Source organism: Acaricomes phytoseiuli DSM 14247 (assembly GCF_000376245.1).
Classification (GTDB): domain Bacteria; phylum Actinomycetota; class Actinomycetes; order Actinomycetales; family Micrococcaceae; genus Renibacterium; species Renibacterium phytoseiuli.
Genome location: NZ_AQXM01000042.1, coordinates 1 through 19,821, shown reverse-complemented (window position 1 = coordinate 19,821; position 19,821 = coordinate 1). Strand labels below are relative to the sequence as shown.

Annotated in this window: 26 protein-coding genes; 13 read left to right on the top strand and 13 right to left on the bottom strand. The window is 62.3% G+C overall.

The window, feature by feature from the left end; all coding sequences use genetic code 11:
- Positions 1 to 44: 44 nt before the first annotated feature.
- Genes C501_RS0102535 through C501_RS14800 form a run of 3 tightly spaced genes read left to right on the top strand, consistent with a single transcriptional unit; the run spans position 45 to position 901 of the window.
- Positions 45 to 374, top strand: a complete 330-nt coding sequence (locus C501_RS0102535; RefSeq protein ID WP_018134061.1) for a PadR family transcriptional regulator — start codon at positions 45 to 47, stop codon at positions 372 to 374.
- Position 375: 1 nt separating this feature from the next.
- Positions 376 to 744, top strand: a complete 369-nt coding sequence (locus C501_RS0102530; protein WP_018134060.1) for a DUF1048 domain-containing protein — start codon at positions 376 to 378, stop codon at positions 742 to 744.
- A gap of 31 nt (positions 745 to 775) precedes the next feature.
- A complete protein-coding gene (locus C501_RS14800; RefSeq protein ID WP_018134059.1) occupies positions 776 to 901 on the top strand; it encodes a hypothetical protein in 126 nt (41 codons plus the stop codon).
- A gap of 9 nt (positions 902 to 910) precedes the next feature.
- Here C501_RS14800 and C501_RS12225 read toward each other — a convergent pair whose 3' ends face one another.
- The 7 genes from C501_RS12225 to C501_RS0102490 form a co-directional block, all read right to left on the bottom strand.
- A complete protein-coding gene (locus C501_RS12225; protein ID WP_018134058.1) occupies positions 911 to 1,363 on the bottom strand; it encodes an N-acetylmuramoyl-L-alanine amidase in 453 nt (150 codons plus the stop codon).
- Between the two features lie 3 nt (positions 1,364 to 1,366).
- Positions 1,367 to 1,585: a hypothetical protein gene (locus C501_RS0102515; protein WP_156807589.1), complete on the bottom strand. Its 219-nt coding sequence runs from the start codon at positions 1,583 to 1,585 to the stop codon at positions 1,367 to 1,369.
- 83 nt (positions 1,586 to 1,668) lie between these two features.
- On the bottom strand, positions 1,669 to 2,733 hold the full coding sequence (lplAB, locus tag C501_RS0102510; protein WP_018134056.1) for a lipoate-protein ligase LplAB: 1,065 nt from the start codon (positions 2,731 to 2,733) through the stop codon (positions 1,669 to 1,671).
- 110 nt (positions 2,734 to 2,843) lie between these two features.
- Complete coding sequence (locus tag C501_RS0102505; RefSeq protein ID WP_018134055.1) at positions 2,844 to 3,098, bottom strand: type B 50S ribosomal protein L31; 255 nt, start codon at positions 3,096 to 3,098, stop codon at positions 2,844 to 2,846.
- A 174-nt stretch (positions 3,099 to 3,272) separates the two neighbouring features.
- Positions 3,273 to 3,734: a peroxiredoxin gene (locus tag C501_RS0102500; protein ID WP_018134054.1), complete on the bottom strand. Its 462-nt coding sequence runs from the start codon at positions 3,732 to 3,734 to the stop codon at positions 3,273 to 3,275.
- Between the two features lie 158 nt (positions 3,735 to 3,892).
- Complete coding sequence (locus tag C501_RS0102495) at positions 3,893 to 4,672, bottom strand: isocitrate lyase/PEP mutase family protein (protein WP_018134053.1); 780 nt, start codon at positions 4,670 to 4,672, stop codon at positions 3,893 to 3,895.
- A 51-nt stretch (positions 4,673 to 4,723) separates the two neighbouring features.
- Positions 4,724 to 5,557 carry an alpha/beta fold hydrolase gene (locus tag C501_RS0102490; RefSeq protein WP_018134052.1) on the bottom strand — a complete coding sequence of 278 codons (834 nt, stop codon included), beginning with the start codon at positions 5,555 to 5,557 and terminating at the stop codon, positions 4,724 to 4,726.
- 96 nt (positions 5,558 to 5,653) lie between these two features.
- Here C501_RS0102490 and C501_RS0102485 point away from each other — a divergent pair, with 96 nt between their 5' ends.
- Positions 5,654 to 6,214 (top strand): TetR/AcrR family transcriptional regulator, encoded by a 561-nt coding sequence (locus C501_RS0102485; RefSeq protein ID WP_018134051.1) that lies wholly within the window; start codon positions 5,654 to 5,656, stop codon positions 6,212 to 6,214.
- Positions 6,215 to 6,249: 35 nt separating this feature from the next.
- Here the strand turns inward: C501_RS0102485 and C501_RS0102480 are convergent, their stop codons facing one another.
- From C501_RS0102480 to C501_RS0102470, 3 genes are read right to left on the bottom strand one after another with little or no spacing between them, the layout of a single operon-like run.
- Complete coding sequence (locus C501_RS0102480) at positions 6,250 to 7,074, bottom strand: TrmH family RNA methyltransferase (protein ID WP_018134050.1); 825 nt, start codon at positions 7,072 to 7,074, stop codon at positions 6,250 to 6,252.
- Positions 7,071 to 7,940 (bottom strand): sulfite exporter TauE/SafE family protein, encoded by an 870-nt coding sequence (locus C501_RS0102475; RefSeq protein WP_018134049.1) that lies wholly within the window; start codon positions 7,938 to 7,940, stop codon positions 7,071 to 7,073. Before C501_RS0102475 ends, C501_RS0102480 begins: the two co-directional genes overlap by 4 nt.
- Before the next feature lie 7 nt (positions 7,941 to 7,947).
- Positions 7,948 to 8,733 carry an ABC transporter ATP-binding protein gene (locus tag C501_RS0102470; RefSeq protein ID WP_018134048.1) on the bottom strand — a complete coding sequence of 262 codons (786 nt, stop codon included), beginning with the start codon at positions 8,731 to 8,733 and terminating at the stop codon, positions 7,948 to 7,950.
- 103 nt (positions 8,734 to 8,836) lie between these two features.
- Between C501_RS0102470 and serB the strand changes: the two genes are divergently transcribed.
- Complete coding sequence (serB, locus tag C501_RS12220) at positions 8,837 to 9,694, top strand: phosphoserine phosphatase SerB (RefSeq protein ID WP_018134047.1); 858 nt, start codon at positions 8,837 to 8,839, stop codon at positions 9,692 to 9,694.
- Here serB and C501_RS0102460 read toward each other — a convergent pair.
- Together C501_RS0102460 and C501_RS0102455 are read right to left on the bottom strand one after the other, a co-directional pair.
- Complete coding sequence (locus tag C501_RS0102460) at positions 9,681 to 10,439, bottom strand: SDR family oxidoreductase (protein ID WP_018134046.1); 759 nt, start codon at positions 10,437 to 10,439, stop codon at positions 9,681 to 9,683. The genes serB and C501_RS0102460 overlap by 14 nt on opposite strands.
- A gap of 58 nt (positions 10,440 to 10,497) precedes the next feature.
- Positions 10,498 to 11,280, bottom strand: a complete 783-nt coding sequence (locus C501_RS0102455) for a beta-ketoacyl-ACP reductase (protein ID WP_018134045.1) — start codon at positions 11,278 to 11,280, stop codon at positions 10,498 to 10,500.
- A gap of 286 nt (positions 11,281 to 11,566) precedes the next feature.
- Here C501_RS0102455 and C501_RS0102450 point away from each other — a divergent pair, with 286 nt between their 5' ends.
- From C501_RS0102450 to C501_RS0102445, 3 genes are read left to right on the top strand one after another with little or no spacing between them, the layout of a single operon-like run.
- Positions 11,567 to 12,040, top strand: a complete 474-nt coding sequence (locus C501_RS0102450; RefSeq protein WP_018134044.1) for a DUF3099 domain-containing protein — start codon at positions 11,567 to 11,569, stop codon at positions 12,038 to 12,040.
- Entirely contained in the window at positions 12,037 to 12,354 is a 318-nt protein-coding gene (locus C501_RS13850; RefSeq protein WP_083906509.1) for a hypothetical protein, read from the top strand. The genes C501_RS0102450 and C501_RS13850 overlap by 4 nt, the downstream gene beginning before the upstream one ends.
- Positions 12,354 to 13,340: an SURF1 family cytochrome oxidase biogenesis protein gene (locus tag C501_RS0102445; RefSeq protein WP_018134043.1), complete on the top strand. Its 987-nt coding sequence runs from the start codon at positions 12,354 to 12,356 to the stop codon at positions 13,338 to 13,340. Before C501_RS13850 ends, C501_RS0102445 begins: the two co-directional genes overlap by 1 nt.
- A 60-nt stretch (positions 13,341 to 13,400) precedes the next feature.
- On the opposite strand, the gene C501_RS0102440 is transcribed toward C501_RS0102445, so the two are convergent.
- The gene (locus tag C501_RS0102440; RefSeq protein WP_018134042.1) at positions 13,401 to 15,002 is read right to left on the bottom strand and encodes an ABC-F family ATP-binding cassette domain-containing protein; all 1,602 of its coding nucleotides are present in this window, start codon (positions 15,000 to 15,002) and stop codon (positions 13,401 to 13,403) included.
- A gap of 156 nt (positions 15,003 to 15,158) precedes the next feature.
- Here C501_RS0102440 and C501_RS0102435 point away from each other — a divergent pair, with 156 nt between their 5' ends.
- From C501_RS0102435 to C501_RS14510, 5 genes are all read left to right on the top strand, one after another.
- Entirely contained in the window at positions 15,159 to 15,812 is a 654-nt protein-coding gene (locus C501_RS0102435) for a biotin transporter BioY (protein ID WP_245532383.1), read from the top strand.
- Positions 15,809 to 16,573 carry an energy-coupling factor ABC transporter ATP-binding protein gene (locus tag C501_RS0102430; RefSeq protein WP_018134040.1) on the top strand — a complete coding sequence of 255 codons (765 nt, stop codon included), beginning with the start codon at positions 15,809 to 15,811 and terminating at the stop codon, positions 16,571 to 16,573. Before C501_RS0102435 ends, C501_RS0102430 begins: the two co-directional genes overlap by 4 nt.
- Positions 16,560 to 17,219: an energy-coupling factor transporter transmembrane component T family protein gene (locus C501_RS0102425; protein ID WP_018134039.1), complete on the top strand. Its 660-nt coding sequence runs from the start codon at positions 16,560 to 16,562 to the stop codon at positions 17,217 to 17,219. Before C501_RS0102430 ends, C501_RS0102425 begins: the two co-directional genes overlap by 14 nt.
- 221 nt (positions 17,220 to 17,440) lie before the next feature.
- Positions 17,441 to 19,567: an alpha/beta hydrolase gene (locus C501_RS0102420; protein WP_026174528.1), complete on the top strand. Its 2,127-nt coding sequence runs from the start codon at positions 17,441 to 17,443 to the stop codon at positions 19,565 to 19,567.
- Positions 19,568 to 19,611: 44 nt separating this feature from the next.
- Positions 19,612 to 19,821: transposase (locus C501_RS14510; RefSeq protein ID WP_026174527.1), on the top strand; the 210-nt coding region annotated here is incomplete at its 3' end.

The following is a 19,821-nucleotide window of genomic DNA, read 5'->3' as shown; positions in this document are numbered from 1 at the left end:
CTATATAGCAGTACTCAGTAATACTGAGTAGCCAGGAGGTTTCTATGGGCAAACAGACGACAGAGATGCTCAAAGGCGTTCTGGAGGGCGTTGTTCTAGCTTTTCTGACCCGGCGCCCCGCTTACGGGTATGAGATCACCGCCCGCCTGCGGAAACAGGGATTCGCCGATATCGCCGAAGGCACGATCTATGCCCTGCTCATCCGGATCGAGCAGCGCGGTCTGGTCAATGTCAACAAAGTGCCCTCGGAAAAAGGGCCGCCGCGCAAGGTGTACGCCCTCAACGACAAGGGCGCAGCGTACCTCTCCGAATTCTGGTCGACCTGGGATTCCCTGACCGACCGTCTCGCTCAACTCCGCAACGAAGGGAAATAACATGCTCATCGAAAAAATCACCGGGGATCTCGCCGATAAACGGCGCTGGCGGGAGAACAAAGCCCGAATCGCGGCCCTGCCGGAGAACTACCGCACGGCCGCCGAAGCATTGGGAAGATACTTCATGTACTTCGGCGCTATTTCACAGGGCGACGTCCTGGTCACCATGCTGGGAGACCTCGCCGATCTCTTCGAAGAGGCCGCAGCAGAGCAGACCCCGATCCGCTCCCTCATCGGCGAAGATCCGGTGGACTTCGCGGAGACCTTCATAAAAAACTACACGGACGGCCAGTGGATCAGCAAAGAGCGCCGAAGGCTGATCACCGCTATTGACCGCGCGGCTGGTGACGGAGCAGAATCAGCCGAGTAAACAGGCCAGTACTTCAGAACGGGGTATCCGCATGGCTGATGGCGATGACCTGCCAGCCCGCTGGGCTTGGCGGCTGTTCGGCTGGGCAGTGCTTCTGGCCGTCACCGCCGTCGCGGGCGGCTTCATCCTGAGGATGTGGCAGGCTTCGCCCTCCTAGGCCGCTTGTTCAGACTCCCAGCGCCCGGGCAGTGCCGTCGATGATCCGCTGGATATTGACGGTGCCCGGGCACTGGGTGGCGACAATCTGCTTATGCGGGATGATCGCGGTACGCGGATTCAGCCCGTACTTCCGGCAGGTCTGAGCACAGAGCTCAATCGACGTGTTGTAGGTGAATTCGTCAGGAGCCCGATTCGGATCCGCCGAATGCTCGATGCCGATGCTGCGGGTATTGATATTGAAATTACCCGCATGCCACGCGGTGTTCAGCTCGCTCACATACTGATGCAGCTCGCCTTCGCCGATGCCGTAATGCGCGCTCACCTGGCTGCTGGCCTTCGTGAAAGTGGCATCGGCTGCGGCCAGAGTGCCCACGATGTAATGGATGACGATGAACTCCACCCGGCTGCCTTGCCTCCCGCCGGTGTAATTCGGCGAGGGGAACCATTTCACGGGAACCATGACTTAGCCTTTCCCTAGCGGACAGCCCAGGCCGGCACTGGCATCCGAGACCCAGGTGCCCTCGGAGGTCATCCGAGTGTCCACGCCGACCGGGTCAGCGGGCGGGGACGGAAGCGAGGCTTCGGCGAAAGCGCTCTGCGCCGTGCCCAGCAGAGCCACCGAACCGGCTGAGACCAGGCCCACGGATAAAAATGACCTTCGCGGAAAATCACGGCTTCCCATACAAGGAATAATAGGCCGATCAACCTCGACCCACAAGGGATTTGAGGCAACACCCAGGATCCCTTTCCCTGACTTTCAGGGAATTACGGCACCCGCGCTGTCCATTCCGCGGTCCCGAATTTGGTGTCGATGAGACCGTCGGCCACCGCGATATCCTCCGCGCTGAGCTCCGCCCGATGCGTGACATATCGGGACTCGAAGGTCGAGATCATGGTGCTCATGATGTCTTCCCGGCTCTGGCCAGTCTGGCTGCGCAAGGGGTCCACGCGCTTCTTCGCCGAGACGATGCCCTTATCCGACAGCTTCTTCCGGCCGATGCGCAGTACCTGGGTCAGCTTATCGGCGTCCATGTCGTAGGACATCGTGACGTGGTGCAGCAGCCCGCCGTTGCTCAAGCGCTTCTGCGCAGCACCGCCGATCTTGCCCTGTTCGCTGGCGATGTCGTTAAGGGGCACGTAATTCGCCTTGATGCCGAGGCGCTCCAGGCTCTCCATCACCCAGGCGTCGAGGAAGGGATAGGATTCGGCAAAGCTCATGCCGTTCACCAGGGTCTGTGGCACCGAAAGCGAATAGGTGATGGCGTTGCCCGGCTCCATGAACATGGCTCCGCCGCCGCTCATCCTACGCACCGTGGTCACACCGAAGCGCTCCGCGGCCTCGGCGTCCACTTCGTTACGAAGCGATTGGAAACTGCCGATCACCACGGACGGAGCCTGCCATTCCCAGAATCGCAAGGTGGGGCGGCGCTCCCCCGCACCCACTTGCCGGGTGATCACCTCATCCAGGGCAGCATGTTGCAAAGCGCTCAACGATACGGGCTCAATGACATCGAATTCGTGATCTTCCCAGGTCGTGGCTTTTCCTAGTGCCCGGCGCACCGCGATGGCGACCGCCTCCGGGGAGAAACCGAAGAGCGTGGCCTCGGGGCGCAGCCCGGCCCTGATCGCGGACGCGAGTTCCGCAGCCGAGGTGCTCGCGGGAAGGCCGATCAGCGCGGTATTGATATCCGCGAGAGCAGCATCCGGTTCGAGGAAGAAATCCCCGTTGATGGAGATATCGCTGAGGGCGTCTCCATCGACCCGAAGATCGGCCACGACGAGCTTCCCTCCGGGGACTTTGTACTGACCTTGACGCTGCGAACCTGTCATATATCCATCATGCATCAGAGCCGCGGACCTTAACCGGAACTTAAACGACAAATGCCCCGCTGGTGACTGAGATCTCAGTGACCGGCGGGGCGTTCGGTGTTGCTTGAAGTCTACTTCTTGCCGAAGCCCTTGAAGCGAGCGTTGAAGCGCTCCACACGGCCGGCGCTGTCCATGATGCGCTGCTTGCCCGTGTAGAAGGGGTGGCTCTCGGAGGAGATTTCGACGTCGATCACCGGGTAGGTGTTGCCGTCTTCCCATTCGATGGTCTTCTCGCTCGTTACAGTGGAACGAGTGAGGAATTTCTTGCCGGAAGCCAGGTCGTTGAAGACCACGGCCTCATACTTCGGGTGAATATCGCTTTTCACGGTTGGTGCCTTTTCTCTTCTAGGCCTGGATTTTGCCAGTCCTCATAAAACACGGAAAATGCCCGTTCTTGGGCCGCCGGTAAACTCCGGACAGGCCAGCATCAGCGGGCTAACAGTTCATTCTACCCGTTCCGATGCAAGAATCCGAACTGCCCGCAGAGCGGGTGCCCGACTTCAGCCTTGGTTCTGTTGCAGCACTTTCAGGGCTCGCTCGGCGTGAACGCGCATATCCGTCTCACTCGAGATGACCTCCAGGATCTTGCCATCCTGCGCGATCACAAAAGTGGAGCGCTTGACCGGAAGCAGTTTGGCGAGCAGGCGGCGCTTGACGCCATAAGCTTCGATGACCTCTTCCTGGGGGTCCGACAGCAAGGGGTACGCAACCGCGTTCCGCTGCGCGAACTCGGCCTGACGCTCTACGCTGTCCCGGCTGATACCTACCGGCTGTGCGCCCAACTGGTCGAATTGCTCGCCCAGATCGCGAAAGTGGCACACTTCCTGGGTGCATCCGCCGCTCATCGCCAACGGGTAGAAGAAAAGCACTACGGGGCCCTGCGCCAGAAGGGCAGTGAGTTTCACGGGTTCACCGTGCTGATCCGACAGCTCGAAATCCGCGGCTCGATCTCCTTTGTGCATACCGCGAGTTTACCCATAAGCGGTCAGATGGCTAGTCGACTGCGAGCCTGCCCACGGATTCCAGCGAAGAAAAGCCGGGTGCCGCTCAGATGAGCGGCACCCGGCTGCGGCGGTTCCGGTCCCCCGGGTTCAGTGCTGAACGCGAGAACCTGAAAACACTAGTTCAGAGCCGGAGTATCGCTCGGCACGACTCCGGTTCCGTAGAGATCAACAGCAAGCTCCTGGAGCGCGTGCAGGGCCACCCGCTGGGTGAAGGGGCCATAGGAGATACGAGCCACCCCGAGCTCCTGCATCTCACCGGCCGAGAGCGCTCCCGGTGCGCCGATCACGGACAACTTGCCTCGTCCGAGTCCTTCGACGAGAGGCTCGACGACCTCACGGCTAAGCGCGCCGGGGACGAAGACGAGGGCGGCACCGGCATCCAGGAAGGCCCGGCCCCGAGCGATGGCGTCTTCGATGCTCTCCTGAATAGGCCGGTCACCCGCCTTGGCGATGGCATCGGTACGAGCGTTGAGCTGGAAAGCCACGCCCTCGGCCTCAGCGGCCGAAGTGATCGCTTTGACGCGGGCTACGGCTTCGCCGAAAGGCCGGAGCCGATCTTCGACATTAGCCCCAACAACACCCAGCGCAATTGCCCGGCGAATGGTCTCAGCCGGATCCTCATAACCGTCATCAAGGTCCGCGGTAACCGGCAGATCGACGGCGTCCGCGATGACCTTGACCCCTGCTAGCGCAGTGTCCAGAGGCATCCCGCCGTCCTCATAACCATAGGTGGCGGCGATGGAATGACCTGCTGTGGCAATCGCTTTCGTCTCCGACAGGGCAGCTACCGTCTTGGCGCTGATGGCATCCCAGACGTTGACGACCCGCAGGATCTCCGGTGCCTCATGCAAAGCCTTGAGCTGCTGGGCGAGTTCAGCGGTTTTCTCGTGCGCCATGATCTTCTCCGTTCGCTTTCAATGGCTTACTTGCTTTATGGATGATTGCGGCTACTTGGCCAGGAAGTCCAGGAGAATGTCATTGACCTCTTGGGCGTGGGTCCAGAGCATACCTTGCGGGGCTCCTTCGATCTCCACGTATTCGGCAGTGGGGAGGGCTTTGGTGAACTCCCGCCCCGTCGAGTCGATCGGCAGGATATTATCGGCGGTGCCGTGCACGATAAGGGATGGCACCGTGATTGCGTCGATAGCCGCACGGAAATCGGTGAGCCAAGTGGGCTGTGCCCAGATGGAAGCGTACGGGGAGGCCGCATAGGCCAGGTTCTTATTAGCAGCGAGTGCTTCTTCGCTGAGCCTGTTACCCAAGTAGTCCTTGGTGTTGAAGAAGTCATCGAAGAAATCGGTGAAGAAGGCGTAGCGGTCTTCTTTTACCGCTTCCAGGAGTCCGTCGAAGACTTCCTGCGGGACTCCCGACGGGTTGTCATCGGTTTTGAGGAGGAACGGTTCGAGTGAGCCGAGGAAAGCTGCTTTCGCCACCCGGTCGGAGCCGTACTTGCTCAGATAACGGCCGACCTCGCCGGTTCCCATGGAGAAGCCGACAAGGATCGCATCGCGCAGATCCAGCTCTTCGAGCACCGCTTTCAGGTCAGCGGCGTAGGTGTCGTAGTCGTGTCCGGTGGTGGGCTTATCGGACTTGCCGAAGCCGCGCCGATCATACGTGACGACCCGGTAACCGGCGTCCAGGAGTGCCGCAGTCTGCTTCTCCCAGGAGGAGCCGTCCAGCGGATACCCGTGAATGAGCACGACGGGCTGCCCCTCACCGTGATCTTCCACATACAGGTGGATGGGCTTGGAGTTCTCGGTTCCTACAGCAACGAATGGCATATGACGATCCCTTCCGTGATAAATGTTGAAAACGTTCGTTCTCCTATGCCATAGACCCAACGGGAACGATGGTTCTCCCGCAAGTACACTAGGGGTATGAGTCAGGGAAAAGTACGTGAACAAATCATTGAAACCGCGGATGCCCTCTACTACGGACGCGGCATCCAGGCGGTGGGAATGGACGAGCTGCGCGCTGCTTCCGGAGTATCCCTGAAGCGCCTATACACGCTCTTCTCTTCCAAGGAGGAGATCGTCTTAGCGGTCCTACAGTATCGGCACCAAATGTGGACCGACGGCGTCACGGATGCCGTGAATCGTGGCGAATCCCTACGCGCCCGCTTGCTCGCCGTCTACGACTACCTCGCCGAGTGGTTCGCCACCGATTCCTTCCGGGGCTGCGGATTCATCAACGCCTTCGGGGAACTGGGTGCCGTCTCCCCCGCGGTCGCCGAAGTCGCCCGGCTACACAAGCAATCGTTCCAGGGGTACTTGTCACGACTGGTCGCCGAGGCCGGCGGCAGCGAGGAACTCGCGGCCCAGCTGGCCATCCTGGCCGAGGGCGCACAAACCACAGCCGCGATCAGCGGGACCGCGGAATCCGCGGGCCAGGCCCGCCGCGCGGCTGAAACCCTGATCCAGGTCTCAAGCGCCGCATGAACCACGGCTTATGATTCACTGCCCGCCGCAACCCTTCACTGCACCGGCCCTCTGTTTGTAGACCAGAATGCAATAGCTGACGCCGAGGCGACATTGAGCGAATCGACACCCCCGGCCATTGGGATGACTACTTTCCGGGAAGCCTCCCCCAGAGCCGCGGAACTCAACCCCGGGCCCTCTGTGCCGAACAGCAGGGCCAGGCGCTCCGGAAGATCCCTGCTGAATTCTTCGAGGCTCTGCGCATCCTCGGTCAGCGCCAGGGCGGCAAGGTCGAAACCGTTATGGCGCAGCAGAGCCAAGGCCTCGGGCCACGGCTCGATCCGGGCCCAGGGCACCTGGAAGACCGTGCCCATGCTGACGCGGATGCTGCGTCGGTACAGCGGATCGGCGCAGCGCGGACTCAGCAGCACCGCGTCCATTCCCAGAGCTGCCGCATTACGGAAGATCGCGCCGAGATTCGTATGGTCCACGATGTCTTCCAGCACCGCTACTCTGCGGGCCCCTTGAAGCAGCTCCCGGTAGTCCCGGGGCATCGGACGATGCATCGCGGCAAGCGCGCCCCGATGCAGGTGGAATCCGGTGATCTCTTCCAGCAGCTCATCTGAGCCGCAGAAAACCGGCACGTGCGGGTGGGCGGCGAAGACATCGGCCAGGCTGTCCAGCCACTTCTCAGCCAGGAAGAAGGATCTCGGCTGATGGCCGGCGGCCAGAGCCCGGCGCAGCACGAGCGAGCTCTCCGCGATGTACATCCCGTGTTCGGGCTCCAGCAGCTGTCGCAGGCGGGAGTCGCTGAGCCGGGTGTAATCGGCGACCCGCGGGTCATCGGAACGCTCCAGACGGATGAGCTGCGGGTCACTCATCGTTGCCCGGCGATCATGAAGTACAGCGCCACGAGCCCGAGCACCACGATGGCACCGCGCAGAACCACCGGAGATAGCCTCTGGCCGATTTTCGAACCGATGTAACCTCCGAGCAATGAGGACACGGCGATGATCGCGACCACCGGCCAGGCAATCCGATCAAAGGCAAAAATCAGGTAGGAGCAGGCGGCTACTATATTGACGCCCAGCACCAGGACGTTCTTCATGGCATTAGCGCTCTGCATCGTCCCGTTGAGGAAGATGCCCAGAATCCCCACCAGGATGATCCCCTGAGCTGCCACGAAATACCCGCCGTAGACCCCCGTGAGGAAGACCAGCACGGTGAGCAGCAGCCCGGCAGCACCAGCAGCAACCATTCCGCCGTTACCGCTATTCTGCGCAGGCCGAACAGCATCAGGCTGAATACCGTCCGACTGACCGCGCTGCCGCCTTGCCGCAACCCATCGCTGCAGCCTCGGCTGGAAGATAATCAGCAGCAGGGCGATCACGATCAGCACCGGCGCGACGGTTTGGAAGACGCTGGCGGAGAGATTCAGCAGGAGCATTGCCCCGAGCACGCCGCCGAGCAAAGAGGCCGGCAAGAGCCTGCGCACTTGGCGGCCGTAGCCTTTGAGCTGCGAACGGTACCCCCAGGCCCCAGAAGCATTGCCCGCGACCAGGCCCATGGCATTCGAGATCGCAGCGGTCACCGGCGGGTATACGAGTGCGAGCAACGTCGGGAAGGTCACGAAGGTGCCTGAGCCGACCACCGTATTGATCGCACCCGCCCAGAGGCCGGCTAAAGCGATGAGAAGGACTTGCCAGAGCTCTAGACCGCCAAGCCAATCCACGCTGATGCTGGTCATCTGGAGGTCAGGCTCGGGCCACGGCGCTATAACGCCCTTCGCGCTCGCTGAGCCGCAAAGGCATTCCGAAAGTCTCGGAGAGATTCTCCTCGGTCAGCACCTCGGCGAGCTTCCCCTGGGCAACCACAGCACCATCGCGCATGAGCATGGCATGGGTGAATCCGGGAGGCACTTCCTCAACATGGTGGGTCACGATGACCATCGCCGGGGCCAGGGCGTCCCGGGCGAGCTCGCTGAGCCGGGCAATCAGGCGCTCCCGTCCGGCGAGATCGAGGCTCGCCGCGGGCTCATCGAGAAGCAGCAGTTCAGGGTCTGTCATCAATGCCCGGGCGATCTGTACACGTTTGCGCTCACCCTCGCTGAGCGAACCGAAGGGCCGGTTCAGGAAAGTTCCCATCCCCCAGTCGCCGAGCAGCTGGAAAGCACGGCGCTCATCGTCGCGCTCGTACTCCTCCCGCCAGCGTCCGGTCACCCCGTAAGCGGCTGTGACGACGGCATTGAGAACGGTTTCGTGCTCCGGGATCTGCTGGGCCAGCCAGGCGGAGACCAGCCCGATCCTGGGCCGCAGTTCGAAGACATCCACGGCGCCGAGCACTTCATCGAGGATCCCCGCGACCCCGGAGGTGGGATGCATACGGGCTGCGGCGAGCTGCAGCAATGTGGTCTTACCCGCACCATTGGGGCCCAGGATCACCCAGCGCTCATCGTCGCCGACGCTCCACGAGAGATCATCCAGCAGAGCCTTCCCGCCGCGTTCCACGCGCACCGCGGATAATTCCAGAACATCGCCCATAGCACTAGACCTTAGCTACCAAGTGGGCCGAGTGCGAAACGCGACAGAGCCGGACCACTTCCAGACCACTTCCGGGCCCCTTAGTCTGACTAGACTGAACTGCATGCACCAGAGCGCTTCCCGCACCTTCTGCTATGGCCCTGGCCTGGACCGGGAGGCCGCCGCAGCGCTCTTGGGCTCCTCCGCGGAGCATTCTGGAACCTTGGGTGAGATCACCGTATGGTCAGCCTCCTCGGCGGGCCCCGGCTCACTCGATCCCCCATCGCCCCGAATCCCTGCGGACATCGAGATCGTCGAGGTTCCGTGGTCACTGCTGAGCGCGGAGCGCAAACTCTTCATCCTGGATGTCGATTCCACCCTCATCGAACAGGAAGTCATCGAACTGCTGGCCCGATTCGCCGGAAAAGAGGCCGAAGTCCGCGAAGTCACAGAAGCAGCCATGCGCGGGGAGCCCGACTTCGAGCAGAGCCTGCGATCACGGGTGGCGCAGCTCGCCGGCCTGCCGGTGTCGGTTCTGCGCGAAGTCCGGGACCTCGTCCGGCTTTCCCCAGGCGCTCAGGAGCTCATCTCCGGAGCCCACGCTGCAGGCCACCGAGTGGCCGCTGTCTCGGGAGGCTTTCAGCAGATTCTCGAGCCCCTTGCCGAATCCTGGAACCTTGATGCAGCTCTTGCTAATGACCTTGGTGTCCAGGAGGGAAAACTCACCGGAACGGTCAATGGCACCGTTGTGGACAAGACCATGAAAGCGACGAAGCTGCACCATTGGGCAGAGGACTTCGATGTTCCCGTGCACGCGACGATAGCGATCGGTGATGGTGCCAACGATCTGGATATGCTCGCCGCCGCCGGGCTGAGTCTTGCCTACCGGGCCAAGCCCGCGGTACGCGCGGCAGCAGATGCCGCCATCAACCGGCTGGACCTCGCGCTGCCGCTCAGCGGAACGGAACTCAGCCGGCGCTGAGGAAGGATTCCGCTCCGCCGACCAGCTCGGTGTGGCCTGTAGGCACCTCCGCGGTGGCCATCCGGGAGACTTCAGCGGCGAATTCCGCAACACTGTAGAGCTTGCCGGCGTCCGCCCGGCGGGCTTCGATAGCGCCCGGCTCCGCACGGTTCAGGAGCGTCGCGGTGATCGTCCCCTCGATCATGTCGCCGGAGACCACCACCACGTCGATGCCCTGCTCGGTAAGCGCCGGGATCTGCTCGCGGATCGCGTCTTCCCCCGCCCGCTTGCTCCGGGCCACCGGCTCATAGGCGTCCATCGTGGGGACGGTATCGATGAAATGCGCCTGGTGACTCGTCACGAAGACCACTCGGGATCCGCGCGGCATGGCCTTCGCCGCGGCGCGCAGCATGGACACCTGAGCATCGCGGTTCAATCGCATGGCGTAGTCTTCGCCCATTGCAGTCTCCATGCCGCCCGAAGCGTTGAGCACCAGCAGATCCAGACCGCCGAAGTTCTGCACCGCGGCATCCACGAGGCCCTGGACATCGGCTTCTGCGGTGAGATCCGCACCGACCGCCACGGCTTTGCCACCGGCGGCCTCGATGTCCTTGACGACTTTTTCCGCCCGGGGGGCTTTCTGCCGGTAGTTGACCACTACTGCGGCCCCCTGCTCGGCGAGGTTCTTCGCTACATCCGCACCGATCCCCCGTGATGATCCGGTCACGATCACCGTTTTACCGGCAAGGCTTTCCTGCTGCGCCATCTGCGACTGCTCCTATCAGTTCTACTGCTGCTCCGCTGCTTGCTCTTATCGGGCCCGACTAGTGGCCCATGCCCAGGCCGCCGTCCACTGGGATCACGGCCCCCGAGATGTAGGCCGCCTCCGGCCCGGCCAGCCAGCGCACCACTGCGGCGATCTCTTCCGCCTCGGCGAAGCGCCCTGCCGGGACTGAGGCAAGGTACTGCTTCTGCGTCTCCTCCGGCAGCTGGCCGCTCATATCGGTGACGACGAAGCCCGGTGTCACCACATTCGCGGTGATGTTCCGAGAGCCCAGCTCACGGGTCAGCGAACGCGCGATGCCGATCAAACCGGCTTTGGACGCGGAGTAATTGACCTGCCCGGGGGCGCCGTAGTGGCCGCTCACCGAGGAAATGAAGATGACCCGGCCCTTTCGCATCCGGATCATGCCCTTGATGGCTCGCTTCAGCACGCGGAAGGCCCCGGTGAGGTTCGTATCGAGCACAGAGGTGAAATCATCTTCGCTCATCCGCAGCAGAAGCGTGTCCTTGGTGATACCGGCGTTGGCCACGAGGATCTCCACCGGCCCGTGAGTGGCCTCGACTTCACTGAACGCCGCGTCAAGACTGACTTCATCCGTGACATCCGCGCGGACGCCCAGGATGCCCTCGGGCAGCTGGACCTCGGAGCGGTAGGTGACCGCCACTTTATCGCCGTTGGCGGCGAAAGCCTTCGCGATAGCCAGGCCGATCCCGCGGTTGCCCCCGGTGATGAGGACGCTGCGCGGCTGCTGAGCGGGCTGGGCGGCTTGGCCGGATTCGGGTTCAGTGGGGACGGCTTCGGCAGCCGGCGTATGGTCAGTCATCAAGGCCTCTCACATCTGCTCGCATCTGCGCGGGTGCAGTTTCTTCGGGGTTTCATCTTCTGCGGCATCGCCTTGAATCCTACCGCGCATCATGGCATAGCAGCGGAAGCACGGTCAGCGGGCGCGCGATGGTGCCGGCCCGGTTGTCCATCCCCTGCCGCGGTGCGAGAATATCAATATCCGGTTTCCGCTAAGTTTTCTCCAGGTTTTCTATGCAACGCTGAAGGGGAGGCTGAAACCTCAGGCGACGTGAGCGCGCCGCATCGAACAAGTCAGAACAGGCATCGTGAGCAAAGCAGATCCGGCAGACCCTGCCGCGCCCGGCCACGCCGGGAAAACCTGGGGGCGATCCCGGGAAGATGTGCAGAACATTACCACCGCGCATACCTCGCACAGCGACGATATACACCGCCGCCTCGTCAAGTACTCCATCGCCATGGGTATCCGCATGGTGTGCCTCTTCGCGATGTTCTTCGTCGATGGGTTGTGGAAGCTGGTTCCGATTGCGGGCGCAGTCTTCCTGCCCTGGTTCGCCGTGATCATCGCCAACGGCGGGGGCGATACCGTTCGGCCGGACCAGAATGCCCTGCTCACTCAGGCCCCGCAGGATGAGATCGCTGACAGTCGTGATTCTGTAGATCCGGCTTCGGAGCACGTAGACCAGGAACCCACCGCCGCTCAGACTCTGCTGCAGGGCGAAGTGGTCCCGGACGAGCCCGAAGAAACCGGGGAACAACGGCCTGCTGGAAGCCCTACATGAGCTTTCTCGACAGCCTGGGCGGTACTCCTGGGCAAGATCTGGACGGCGAATCGCCGCGCTGCTCTCGTAAGGGCTGCCGACACGATGGTCAGTGGCAGATCCTCTGGAACAACCCCCGGCTACATACGCCAGAGCGGCGCAAAATCTGGCTCGCCTGCTCCGAGCACCGTCAGTGGCTGGAAGACTACCTCGGGTTGCGCGGGTTTTGGCGCCAGACGCTACCGCTCGATAGTGTCGATAGTTCAGGCTCTAGAAACAATATTCCCGATACTTCTAGGGCCACCCCTGGCAACGGCGAAGGCACAACGCACTGATGTACAGATTCCTGCTGACGAAACGCTGGCTGGGCTATCTTGCCCTGACCGCGTTCTTCGCCACCGTCTGCGTGAGCCTGGGCATGTGGCAGATGGAGCGGCGCAATGAAGTCGTCGCCAACATCACCCGGATCAACAGTAACTATTCGGCTGATCCCGTGGAGCTCAGCCAGGCCAGGCCCTGGCTGGAGAGTTTCGACCGCAATCGGGAATGGACACCGATCAAGCTGACCGGTGAATATCTCACCGAGGATCAGCGAGTGGTGCGCAATCGGCCCTCTAACGGGCAGCCCGGCTATGAAGTAGTGGTTCCCTTCCGCCTGACCACCGGGGAAATTGTGATCATCGACCGCGGCTGGCTGCCGATCGGCGAACGGGAGTCGGGCCGGCCGGATGTTGTGCCGCAACCGGCTTCCGGGCAGATCACCCTGCTCGGGCGACTTCGCTCAAGCGAGCCGGTACTGCAGCGAGGCGCACCGGAGGGCCAAATCGCCTCAATCAACCTCCCGGCGTATGAGCAGGAACTGGGCTACCCAATCTTCACGGGCAGTTATCTGCAGATGGCCGAGGAACAGCCGGCTGCTACGCAGAATCCGGAGCCTTTCGCCAAACCGAGTGTCAACGAAGGCGCCAACCTCTCCTATTCGATGCAGTGGTACGCCTTCGGGGTGCTGTTCTTCGTAGGCTTCGGCTATATCGCCAGGCAGCAGGCCAGGATCAACCGCGAGGATGCCGAGCTCGACATCCTCGGCGGCCCCGATAGCGCGGCGGGCCCAGGCGGCCCCGATGACGACGCCGATCTAGGGCACAGCCCGGCAGCACGGGCGGCCGCAGCGGCCCGACGCACGGCTCAGCGCCGTCATCACCGGCCAGGTAGCAAACCCACGTCCGAAGATGAAGAGGACGCCCTGCTCGACGCTCAGGGGTACACCAGCGGCACCTCTGTGGTTCAGCCGGAACGCCGCCGCAACAGCAATGTGACCTGACGCGGCTACTGCTCCTGGTCCGGTTTTGACTGCGTTCCGTTAGGTCAAGCTGATGTTCCGTTAGGCCAGGCTGATGAGGTCCAGGTACTCGTCGTTCCAGAGGTCTTCGGCACCATCCGGAAGCAGCAGAACCCGTTCCGGGTTGAGCGCCGCCGCTGCCCCTTCATCGTGACTCACCAGAACCACAGCGCCGGTGTAGTTCCGCAGCGCACCGAGGATCTCGTCCCGGCTGGCCGGGTCAAGGTTGTTCGTCGGCTCATCGAGCAGCAGGACGTTGGCGCTGGAGGCGACGATGGTGGCAAGCGCCAGCCGCGTCTTCTCCCCGCCGGAGAGCACACCCGCGGGTTTATCCACGTCTTCCCCGCTGAAGAGGAAGGAGCCGAGGATATTGCGGATCTGGGTGTCGGTCAGGCTCGCCGGTGCCGTTGAGCGCATATTCTCCAGAACCGTCCGGGAGACATCCAGCGTCTCGTGCTCCTGTGCGTAATACCCCACTTTCAGGCCGTGCCCAGGCAGGATCGAACCGGTATCCGGTTCGCTGAAACCCGCCAGCATGCGCAACAGAGTGGTCTTACCCGCACCGTTGAGCCCCAGCACGACCACTTTAGAGCCTCGGTCGATGGCGAGGTCGACATCGGTGAATATCTCCAGCGAGCCATACGATTTGCTCAGGCCCTCAGCCGTCAGGGGTGTTTTGCCGCAGGGCGAGGGTTCCGGGAAGCGCAGCGCGGCGACTTTGTCCGCCTGACGCTCATCGGCCAGCCCGGCCAGCATCCGCTCAGCTCGACGGGCCATATTTTGGGCGGCCACGGCTTTGCTGGCTTTGGCGCGCATCTTATCCGCCTGTGTGAGCAGCACTCCGGCTTTCTTCTCGACGTTCGCCCGCTCCCGCTTCCGGGCGCGCTCGTCGGTTTCACGCTGCTGCAGATACTTCTTCCAGCCCAGGTTGTACTGATCGATCACCGATCTATTGGCGTCCAGGTGGAAGACTTTGTTGACCGTGGCCTCTAGCAGTTCCACATCGTGGCTGATCACGATCAAGCCGCCCTGGTGCGATTTCAGGAAGTCGCGCAGCCAGGCGATAGAATCCGCGTCCAGGTGATTCGTCGGCTCGTCCAACAGCATCGTCTCCGCGCCGGAGAACAGGATCCGGGCCAGCTCCACGCGACGCCGCTGGCCACCGGAGAGCGTGCGCAGCGGCTGCTCGAGGATGCGTTGCGGAAGCGCCAGATTGGAGGAAATCGACGCTGCTTCGGCCTCTGCGGCATAGCCGCCGTGCGCCAGGAACTCCTGCTCGAGCCGGCTGTACCGGGCCATCGCGCGGTCCCGGACAGAGTCTTGATCGGAGGCCATCTCGATCTCAGCCTGCCGCAGCTGGGCGGTGACCCGGTCCAGGCCTCGGGCAGCCAGGATCCGGTCCCGGGCCAGCTGCTCCATGTCCGGGGTCCGCGGATCCTGCGGCAGATAACCTACCTCACCACCACGCGTCACGGTGCCCGCAGCCGGCTGCGCTTCCCCCGCCAGGACCTTGGTCAGGGTCGTCTTCCCGGCGCCGTTACGGCCCACCAAGCCGATCTTGTCGCCTTTATCGACGCGGAAGCTCACCTCGTCCATGAGCAGCCGCGCACCAGCTCGCAGCTCAAGGTTCTGGACAGAGATCATGAGATTCCTTCGGGTCATATCGGCTAACGCAAACCTCTCTAGTCTACCGGCAGGACCAGCGCAGGACTGCAGCCTGCTGCTGCGCGCAGGCTACGCGGTAGACTCGAGGCGATCCGGGCACCAGCCCACCGTCCGCGCTCTTCACCGGGAGGCTTCGTGAAAAACAGTTCAGAGCACCGCTGGGGTGCACGCGATCTTTCCTTGATCGCGATGTTCGCTGCTTTCCTGGTAGTCGTCTCCGTCGTCCCGCCGATCCAGATCGGCAATATGCTGAGCGTGCCGCTCACGCTGCAGACCCTGGTGATCACTCTGACTGGATTGCTCCTGGGCGCAGGGCGGGCATCTGCCGCAGTTGGCCTGTACGTCGTTCTCGGCCTGCTGGGGCTGCCGGTTTTCGCCGGGTTCCGCGGCGGCATCGCGGTATTGGCCGGCCCCAGCGCGGGCTACCTGCTGAGTTTCGTCCTGGTTGCCGCAGTGATCGGAGCGGTTGCCTCCTTCGGGCTCCGGCACAGCCGCAGTCAGGCCGCGCTCGGCTCTTGGTTCGGCCTCGCCGCTCTGACCGGGCTACTGCTCAATCATGCTGTGGGAATAGTCGGCATGATGATCAATGGAAGGCTCTCCCCCGAAGCGGCAATAGCCGCCGATATCGTGTTCATTCCGGGAGACCTGGTGAAAGCAGCCCTGGCGGTGCTCATCGCACTGAGCCTGCATCGCGCGTTCCCCGCTTTGCCGGCCCGCATACCCCGCCGGGGCGCGGATCGTGGTGCAAATCGCGCAGAACACACCCAAAGCGCCGAAAGCAGAGTATGAGCGTTCGGTTCCACGCCGCCTCGGTGTCCGCGGAGAATCCGCCGGGCACACCCTCCGCAGCTGCCCAGAAGCAGATCCTGGCGGCGACGAGCCTGACCCTGGCTGAAGCCAGGATCAGCGTGATCGGTGCCAACGGTTCAGGGAAGTCCACCCTGCTTCGGCTCATCAACGGCCTCATCCGACCCAGTACGGGCAGCGTCACGGTAGAAGGTATGGATACCGTGACACAGGGGGCGGCGGTCCGACGCATGGTCGGCTTCATGTTCACTGATCCGCTGTCTCAGCTGGTGATGCCCACCCCGCGTGAAGACCTGGAGCTCTCACTGCGACGCAGCCACCCGCAACGAGCCGAGCGCCGGGCGGCCGCAGAGCACTGGTTGTCGAAGTTCGGCCTCGATGCACATGCCGAGCAGAGCGTCTACGCGCTCTCCGGCGGGGAGCGCCAGCTCGTCGCCCTAGCAAGCGTGCTCGCCGTCTCACCCCGGGTCCTGGTGCTGGACGAGCCCACGACGCTCCTCGACCTGGGTAATACGCTCAGACTCCGCCGCACTCTCGAACAACTCAGTGCAGAGCTGCAGATCATCGTCGCCACACATGACCTGGAGCTGGCCGCTGAGGCCGATAGGCTGCTCTGGGTCTGCAACGGCGGCGTTGTCTATGACGGCCCGCCGGGCCCCGGGATCAGCCAGTACTACCAGTACCACCGGGAGCAGCACACAAGCTTCGCCGGGCAGGAGCAGCACCGCGATGCGCGGGCATAACGTCTTGATCGGGCGGTATCTGCCCGGGGATTCCCCGCTGCATCGCGCGGGATATCCCGTGAAGCTGCTCGGGATGTTCCTCATCGGGTTGCTGTGCACCGTGCTGCCCCTGATGTTCCAGCCGGCCTGGGCTCCGCTGTCGGTGCTGCTCGCGCTGATTCTGGCCTGTTACCCGCTCAGCGGGCTGCCCCTGCGCATGCTCTGGGGGCCGCTCGCATTGCTCTGGCCTGTGCTACTGGCGCTTTCCGGCTATCAGCTCTGGGCCGGCGGCATCATGCAGGGTCAGTGGAACGGCCTGGAGAACGCAGCACAATTGGTCACTGTGCTGCTCAGCTGTGTTTACGCCGCGGCTCTGCTCAGCCTGACCACCCCGGTGGCCGAGATGCTTGACAGCATCGCCTCGCTGACGCGCGCTACCGGTCTGCACCGCCTGGGCGTGGACCCGGAACGCCTCGCCCTCACCACGAGCCTCATGTTCCGGAGCATTCCCATGCTCCTGGGGGCTTATGCCAATGTACGCGAGGCGGCGCGGGCCAGGGGGCTGGAGCGCTCTCTCCGAGCCCATGCGATTCCCACCGCAGTAGCGGCGGTGGGAATCGCCGAATCCACTGCGGAGGCGCTGGCCGCCCGGGGCCTGGGCGACTGATCACCATCGGGCCGGCTAGCACAGACCGCAATAACCACCGGTAAGCTTCCGGAAAATTCAACGCGAGTATTGCGAAAATCCGACAAGCCACATTACTCTAGAAGCAGTAATAATTACATTGAAATGTGTAATTGCCGCAGTTCCTGTCCAGTGATCAGGCAACAGCACACCAGCAGGTGAGCATCACGAAATCTGGGCGCACTGCAGAACCGACTCAGAGGATGGAGGCCACGATGCAGTGGACTGACCTTGAGCCGGATGCTGCCAATCTGGCCAATGTCTCCTCGCAGCGCGATTGGTGCGAGAGCCGGTCCGCTGAAACTGATCGAGTAGGCCAAGGTGCGCAAAGACTACTTGATGGGATCGGCTCCGACTGGCAAGGCGAAGCCGCTGAGAGCTGGAAAGCAGGAGTCACGTCAATCATCGATGTTCTGCTGGCTTGCCGGGCTGCTTATCAACGAGCTCAAGGCACGCTGAGCAGCTATCACGAAGGCTTGGCCGGGTTGCGGACCGTGATGGATGAGGTCCGGCAGACTGAGGCGTCCTGGAACTTCACCTTGGAGACCAACCAGGCAGTGGTGAACGACCGGAGTACCTGGCTCGCGGTGAACCCAGCCAGTGCTGTCGAAACAAACCTCTTCCTGTACAGCAGCATTCGTCACCAGCTAGTCGATGCCGAATCCATGGTGATAGCCGCACAGAGAATGCTCGCAGAAGCTCAGGGACAGCGGGAGGAATGCGCAGCCAGGAGACGCGCCCTGGATTCCGAAGCCATGGGCGGGATGCGCGCGGCCGAGACTGCGTTACCGAGGGAGTTCCCGCCAGCGGTCAACAGCGGTGATGGTGTGATCCCGGAGACCTTCGGCCGGGCCCTGATCCGCGCGACCCTGCTCGGGCTGAGCAATGACCAGTTCAAAGAGCTGTTCATGAAGGACAGCAGCGGGAAGCTGGCCGCCCTTCTCACGGGGACTCTCCCCCGGCCCGGAGATCAAGTCGAAGGCATAGATGCGGCGATTATCACCGCCCTGGCCGGCCTTGCCGCCACCCCGGCAACGCTGGACCGGCGCGCGCAGCTCACTAAGCTTTTCGGCGCGCTCTCCACAGCGCAGGCCATCAAACTCGCTTATCTCTTCCCGGGGCTAGGTAACTTAGACGGCGTACCCTTCAAAGCCCGGTACGCGGGTAATGAAATCAATATTGCAGCGGCCGTTGCCGGTCGCAAAGCCCGGCAGCCCGAGCTGAACCAAGCCATCAAAGATGCCCGCGGAAAGCTCGAGGAGATTCAGAAGAAGTACGATTATTGGCTAGCGAACGGCAGGCCGAAGCTCGGCAGCTTGTCGGATAATCCTTTCTTCGGAGAGCTCAGGAAGGCCAAAGAGAGCCTGGCCGCAGCTGAGAAAGCCATAACTGATAACAACCAGGCCATCGATAACTATTGGGCTTATCTCACTGAGAAGACGCCTACATATGCGGTGGGCTCAGACGGCAGGCCCACCCTTGGTCCGGATGGTCGGATTGAGATGAGAACCGGGCATCAGATTCTGATTTTCTCCGATGAAGGCCCCGGTGCTATTGCCGAGGTCTGGGGCGATCCGGAAAGCGCTGAACAGATTGGCCTTGCTGTTCCTGGCACAACAACAAATATGGCCAACTTCCCTGGAGTCTCAAATAACCAGGCAAAGTCAATGATGGAACGAGCCATTGAGCGCGTGAAAGAGGGTTCGCCCTGGCCGGATGTTGCGATGATTTCGTGGGCTGGGGGCGAGTTTCCGCAGGGTATACCGTTCATGGACGGTATCGCTCTGGAGAAAAGCGCTGGTGATACTTCTTATGCTCAGGAGCTCGGCTCTCGGTTGCACCGGTTCAATGATGCCTTGACCGCTGCCACTCCCACGGCGAAAATCGCGGCCAGCGGATACAGTTACGGCGGTTCCATATTAGGTGAAGCCCAGAAACTGGGCATGAATGTGAACCGCGCACTGTACATCGCTCCCGCTGGTATGGGCCCCGGGGTGGACTCGACCTATGATTTCCCGAAGGCCGCCAGCACCAAGTATTACCAGATGACCGCCCCAGGAGATCCGATCTGGATATCGCAGCAAAGTGGCATCCACGGCGGAGACCCAAAAATAGCCCGGGAATTACCTCCTTGGAGACCGGCTTCGTCGAGAACAGCCAACGCCCTCACGGAGCGCTCCTTTCAGGGAAAGCTGCCCATAGTGACATTTTCAATACCAAAAGTACCGCCTGGCAGAACATGTACGGGTTCTATACAGAAACTCACATGGAAGCAAAAGGGCCTCCAGGCGCTGCGATACAGAGGCCGGGTCTGCCCCGGGTTTGGTTGACATCTGATCTGTGAGGATTCGTCCTCGCTGGAAGGATGTATCTCTTGCCCAAGCCCTATCCGAAAGAGTTCCGTGACGATGTCGTGGCTGTGGCCCGTAAAGCCCGGGCCCCGTTATCGCAGATTGCGAGAGACTTCGGGATTTCCGAAGCCTCGTTGTTCAACTGGCTGAAGAAAGCAAACATCGAAGACGGGCGCGTGCCGGGCCTGACCGAGGACGAGCGTAAGCAGCTCCGCGAGGCGAACAAGCGGATC